The following is a 5,905-nucleotide window of genomic DNA, read 5'->3' on the forward strand; positions in this document are numbered from 1 at the left end:
CCCCCAGCCCCCAGCGGCGAATCGACGGCGGCGGCGGCGGCCCCCGAGCCGCCGCCGCCTGCTCAACCCCTCTTTGATGCCGACCTGGGCGAGCGGCTGCTGGCCTATGTTGCCACCCTCAACCTACCCCAGGGCCAGGTCGATCGAGCCGCAGAGTCAATTGAAAATCGCTTTGCCTTTGATGCCAATGCCGTCACCCGCGCAACCCTCACTGCCAACCAGCAAGCGTGGGCAGCGGCGATTCGGCAAGAGCCTGGTCTGGCCGATCTTTCGCCTGAGATCAACCGCACCGACTTTTCAACGGTGTATCCCCAACGGGTCTGTCTGAGCGAAGCACCGGGAGCGATCACCATTGGCGCTTTGGTCAACCCCGACGGCACCTGGCGCGGTGAGCCCACCCTGCTGCGTAGCTCTGGCTATGGGGCGCTGGACGCCAAAGCCCTGCGCGAAATTAAGCGCCATCGGTTTGACCCCGCCGAGGGTATTCAGGCCTATACGCTCACCGTCGAAACGACCGTAGACTATGGCCCTCGCCCCTGTATCGAGCCGCACCCTAGAGTTTAGTGGGTGGTAGTGCGGAATTGATGACGTTTTTGCGGGGCAGCCGGGGAGCTAGGGGGCATAGACGTGCTATCAAGGGGTATCGGGCGGTAGGCATCTAGTATTGCGGCTTGAGCGGCTTGACAGTAAAGCAACGAGTTGAACTCTCCAGCTCCCCAGCCCCCTCAACTGCCCGGCATGGAGACGCTGCAAAATTAACTGCGCTCTGTACTAGGAGGCCAGGGCCAGGGGGACGGCGCGGCGATCGGTCAAAATTTCGTAGCCGCTCTCGCTAACCAGCACCGTGTGCTCAAACTGGGCCGACAGGCTGCGATCGACCGTCACCACGGTCCACTGATCCTTGAGCGTGCGGGTCTGCTTCGAGCCCGCGTTGAGAATTGGCTCGATCGCCAGGGTCATCCCCGGCATCAGCTTCATGTTGGGCAGCTGCCGAGTGCGAAAATTAAACACCGAGGGGGCTTCGTGCAGGTTGCGGCCCACCCCGTGGCCGGTAAAGTCTTCGACCACCGTAAACCCGTAGCTGGTGACGCAGTCTTCGATCGCCCCGGCAATATCCAGCAGGGTGTTCCCCGGCTTCACCTGGGCAATGCCCGCGTAGAGGGCGGCCTCTGCCGCCGTCATCAGCTGTTGGGCCTGAGCCGATACCTCGCCCACCGCAATGGTGATGCACGAGTCGCCGTGGAACCCGTTGTAGTAGGCCCCCGTATCGACCTTGAGCAGGTCGCCCCGGCGAATTACCTGGCGCTTGTGGGGAATGCCGTGCACCACCTGGTCATTAATGCAGGCGCAGATCGACGCCGGGAAGCCGTGGTAGCCCTTAAAGCTGGGCGTCGCCCCCATGTCACGAATGCGCGTTTCGGCGTGGGCGTCGAGGTCGGCGGTGGTCATGCCCGGCTGCACCAGCGCCTCGATTTCTTTCAGCACCGTGGCGACAATCCGAGCCGCTTCGCGCATGATCCCTAGCTCGGTCTCAGACTTAAGCTCAACCCCACGCACCCGACGGCTGCGCTTGGGTAGGGTGGTCGCATTGGCTCGACCGGGAATGAGATTCGCCAAAAAATTCATAGATACTCGCTGCCTAGGATGTCGGCCTGGGGTTGAAAGGTATCTTCTAGTGTAATCCGTTAGCGGCTGGGACATACTCATAAGTAGATTGCGGCGTTATGGCGTCGCTGGGGGGGCAGAGGGGCTGGGCAGCCAGGGGGCTTGGAGGTTGTGTATCAGGCGTGGTGTACTTTACGGAGACAGCACGCGCTAGAGCATCGGTACAGTATGGCTAAAAACCCGATTTCTTTGTCACTGCCCTAACGGCATGACGGGCATTCTGGCCGAGAAACCGGGTTTCTGTACCGGCGTTCTAGGAAGACATTGAGATTTATGCTCCTTGTCTAGCGGCGAATTTGTCGAAGCTCGCCTAAATGACGACGAAGCACGCATGGTTTAGGCGATCGCCCTCAACACCACCGAGAGATTGTTGGCTGGCATGGCCACCGTTTCGGCCAGCACCAGGCCCTGGGCTTCGGCTACTGCTATCACCGCCTCTAAATCGCGCACCCCCCAGTGAGGATTTTGGGCCTGGAGGCTGGCATCAAAGGCGGCATTGCTCGGGGCCGTGTGCTGCCCGCCCTGCTTAAATGGGCCGTAGAGATAGAGCACGCCGCCCGCGGGCAAAATTCGCCCGGCCCCAGCCATTAACCCCAGGCAAGCAGCCCAGGGGGCAATGTGGATCATGTTGATGTTGACGATGGCGGTAATGGGGTGGCGTTGCAAATCTAGCCCTGCCGGGGCGGCGTCAGACTCCATTGGCCAGAGGGGGGCTGCCGCGTCTAGGGCCAGTGGTGAGTGCAGGTTTGCAGCCGGGGCCACCGCGCGCCAGGCGGCAATGCTGTGGCGGGCGTCGGGGTCGAGATCAGAGGGGAGCCACTGCCGGGGGGCCAGCCGAGGGGCAAAGTAGGTGGCGTGCTCGCCGGTACCGCTCGAAACTTCTAGCACGGTGCCCTGGGGGGGCAGCACTCGCTGCAACACCGATAAAATTGGCTCGCGGTTGCGAGCAGTGGCCGGGGCATGGCGGCGGGCATCGACGGGTGGGTGCATGGTAGATATTAATGGGCTCGGTTGGGTCTCACTGCGTTTCACCCAATCTGCGGCTGGGGCAAAACTGCCGGGTTAAGGGCAGGTTGACAATTCCGATGATTGTCAGCCTCTTATCGCCAGTCTTAGGGCTTGACTAAACAATATACGAGCCGGAGGGGTAACCGCAGTCTCGATTACAGAAATGTCGGTCAGCTTCCCAGAACCTGTTAGGGGTCGTTGCTTAGGAGGCTGCGATGAGTCATTCGCTCTATATCAGTACGACGGAATCGGGCAGTGGCAAAGTGCTGCTGTCCCTGGGCATGATCCATATGCTCCTGCGTGAAACCGCCAACGTCAATTTCTTTCGGCCCATCATTCGCGACCCTGCTAAGCGGCGGCTGGGGGAGGGCGATGGGCTCCATGGCGATGAGGATATCGAGCTGATTTTGGGCACCTTCGGCCTGCAGCAAACCTATGAAGAGTCCTATGGGTTGATCTCCCATCAGATGAACGATCTGATGGGTCAAAATCGGGTGAATGATGCCCTGGAGATCATCATCACCAAGTTTAAGGCCCTAGAGCAGCGGGGTGGCTTTATTGTCTGCGAAGGCTCTGACTACCTGGGGGAAGGCTCGGCCTTTGAATTTGATCTAAACCAGGAAATTGCCAAGAGCCTCGGCTGCCCTATTTTGGTGTTGGGCAAGGCCGATGGCAGAACCGTCAACGATGCCCTGCATCCAGTGCAGATTGCAGTGGATACCTACCGCAGCCACGGCTGCCAGGTGGTGGCGGTTGTGCTCAACCAGGCCGACCCAGGCGATGTTGCAGCCATGCAGACGGCCCTAGGGGAGCGCTTTGGGGAGTCGGGCTACGTCTTGGCGGTGATTCCCTACGATCGCCGGTTGAATAGCCCCAGGGTGAAAGATATCGCCCAGCAGTTGCAGGCGGAGGTACTCTACGGCCACCATCAGCTGGAGCGATTGGCCACCAACTTTCTGGTCGCGGCCATGGAGATGCAGCACGCCCTCGCCTGGCTCAAGGACGACAGTCTGATTATCACGCCGGGCGATCGCGGCGATGTGATTGTCGGCATGCTCCAGGCCCACCAGTCCAGCAACTACCCCAACATCGCGGGCCTACTGCTATCGACGGGGTTCGAACCCGAATCGGCGATCGCCAAGCTGATCGAGGGGCTGCCCGACTCGGTGCCGATTCTCTCAGTAAAGGCCGATACCTATACCACGGTCTCTCAAGTTAAAGATATTCGCAGCCCCTTTCGATCCGACAACCCCGACAAGATTCAGCTGGGCTTGTACACCTTTGAACGCTACGTGGATATGGCTCGGCTCGCCGAGCAGATCAGTCTGGTACGGCCCCAGGACCCGACGCCTCGAATGTTTAACCACACGCTGATGGAGCAGGCGCGATCCCAGCCCCAGCACATTGTGCTGCCCGAAAGTAGCGACCCTCGAATTTTGAAGGCGGCGGCGGTGCTGCGATCGCAGCGCCTGGTCAGGCTCACTCTGCTGGGCCAGCGGGAGACGATCGAGCGCGTGCTGCAGCACCAGGGCATTCAGCTCGATCTGAACGATGTAGCGATGATCAACTCCGCCGACAGCGATCGTTTAGACGACTATGCTCAGACCTTTTACCAGCTCAGACAGCACAAAGGAGCCACCCTCGACATCGCCCACGACTACATGCTCGATGCCACCTACTACGGCACCATGATGGTCTACTGCGGCGATGCCGACGGCATGGTATCGGGGGCTACCCACACCACCCAACACACCATTCGACCTGCCCTACAGCTGATCAAAACCCAGGCCAATGTCTCGCTGGTGTCTTCGATCTTTTTGATGTATCTAGCAGATCGGGTAGCCATCTATGGCGACTGCGCCGTCAACCCCAACCCCAATGCCGAGCAGCTGGCCGACATTGCGATCGCCTCTGCCGATACGGCCCAGGCCTTTGGCATCGAGCCCCGGGTGGCTCTGCTCTCCTATTCCTCCGGCGATTCAGCCCAGGGAGACGACGTGGATAAAGTGCGCCGAGCCGCCCAGATCGCCCGCGATCGCCGCCCCGATCTAAAGCTGGAAGGGCCGATTCAGTACGATGCGGCGGTCGATGCGGCGGTGGCGGCCCAAAAACTGCCGGGGTCAACCGTTGCCGGAGAAGCTACGGTGCTGGTGTTCCCCGACCTCAATACTGGCAACAACACCTATAAGGCGGTGCAGCGGGAGACGGGGGCGATCGCCATTGGCCCCATTCTGCAAGGGCTCAAAAAGCCGGTCAACGACCTCAGCCGAGGCTGCACGGTCGACGACATTGTCAATACGGTGTTGATTACGGCAATTCAGGCCCAGGCGGTGGCGCCTCAGTAGGAGACTGCGTAGCCTAGCCATGCCATTTCCTCGGCTCCCAAGCTCCCCGCCTCCCGCCGCTGCTTGGCCGAGAACGCCGGTACAGAAACCCGGTTTCTCGGCCAAAATGCCCGTCATGCCGTTAGGGCAGCCCACCTAAACCCATCCCTTGCTTGAGTATCCCCTGGGCAAACAGCCGTTTGCCCCCACTACAGCAGCCCCCGATAGCGAATGAAAATCAGCGTCACCGCCCACGACCCTAGCGCCACCTTGACCGCCACTAAAATATTCAGCAGAGGAATCGTGCCGCCGCTGAGCAGGGTGCCAAACTCGCCAGCGGGCAGCTCTGCCCCCACCAGAGTCAACACAGCCAGCCCAATAAACACCAGCACCGATACCTTTTCCCAGGCGGAGGCCCGCCAGCGCTCGTAGATGGCCTGCATCCACTCAGGCGAGGCCGCCGTAATGGCAATCAGGCCGATGGCCGTGCCCCCAGCCACCCCCGCCGCAAAGCCGCCGCCGGGGCTGAGGTGACCGCGAATGGCCAGCTCGATCGCAATCAGGGCCGAGATGGTAGCCCCCAGCCGGGCCAGCACAATCGAGGGCTCGTCGGTAAAGCTATAAAACGGGGCCGTTGGGGTTTCATCGGCCAGCAGATACTTGCAGCCCATGGTGGCAATGGTAAACACCACCACCTCAAAGATAGTGTCGTAGAGGCGATTGCGAAAAATAATTCCCGACACGGCATTGGGAATGCCCGCCTCGGTGACAATGGTATCCGCCACGGCCAGTTCTAACCCATCCGTCGCGGGGTCGGGTAAAACCAGCATTTTGAGAAAGAACAGTAACCCGGCTGCGAGATAGACCCAGATCATCGGTGTTCCTCCGTTAGGGTTGGGGCCTGTCTC

General features: G+C 60.5%; 5 protein-coding genes. 2 read left to right on the top strand and 3 right to left on the bottom strand.

All coding sequences use genetic code 11. The annotated features are described in order from the left end of the window. A partial coding sequence (locus tag IQ254_RS29190) for a TonB family protein (RefSeq protein ID WP_193969661.1) occupies nt 1–564 on the top strand: 564 nt, incomplete at its 5' end. 207 nt (nt 565–771) lie between these two features. On the opposite strand, the gene map is transcribed toward IQ254_RS29190, so the two are convergent. Beyond that, entirely contained in the window at nt 772–1,626 is an 855-nt protein-coding gene (gene map / locus IQ254_RS29195; RefSeq protein ID WP_193969662.1) for a type I methionyl aminopeptidase, read from the bottom strand. A gap of 375 nt (nt 1,627–2,001) precedes the next feature. Further along, a complete protein-coding gene (locus IQ254_RS29200; protein ID WP_193969663.1) occupies nt 2,002–2,655 on the bottom strand; it encodes a DUF938 domain-containing protein in 654 nt (217 codons plus the stop codon). A gap of 233 nt (nt 2,656–2,888) precedes the next feature. On the opposite strand from IQ254_RS29200, the gene pta reads away from it, so the two are divergent. Beyond that, entirely contained in the window at nt 2,889–5,018 is a 2,130-nt protein-coding gene (gene pta / locus IQ254_RS29205; RefSeq protein ID WP_193969664.1) for a phosphate acetyltransferase, read from the top strand. Between the two features lie 188 nt (nt 5,019–5,206). Here pta and IQ254_RS29210 read toward each other — a convergent pair whose 3' ends face one another. After that, nucleotides 5,207–5,872 (bottom strand): Na(+)/H(+) antiporter subunit B, encoded by a 666-nt coding sequence (locus IQ254_RS29210; protein ID WP_193969665.1) that lies wholly within the window; start codon nt 5,870–5,872, stop codon nt 5,207–5,209. Between the last annotated feature and the right edge of the window lie 33 nt (nt 5,873–5,905).

This window comes from Nodosilinea sp. LEGE 07088, from assembly GCF_015207395.1.
In the GTDB taxonomy this organism is placed as follows: Bacteria; Cyanobacteriota; Cyanobacteriia; order Phormidesmidales; family Phormidesmidaceae; genus Nodosilinea.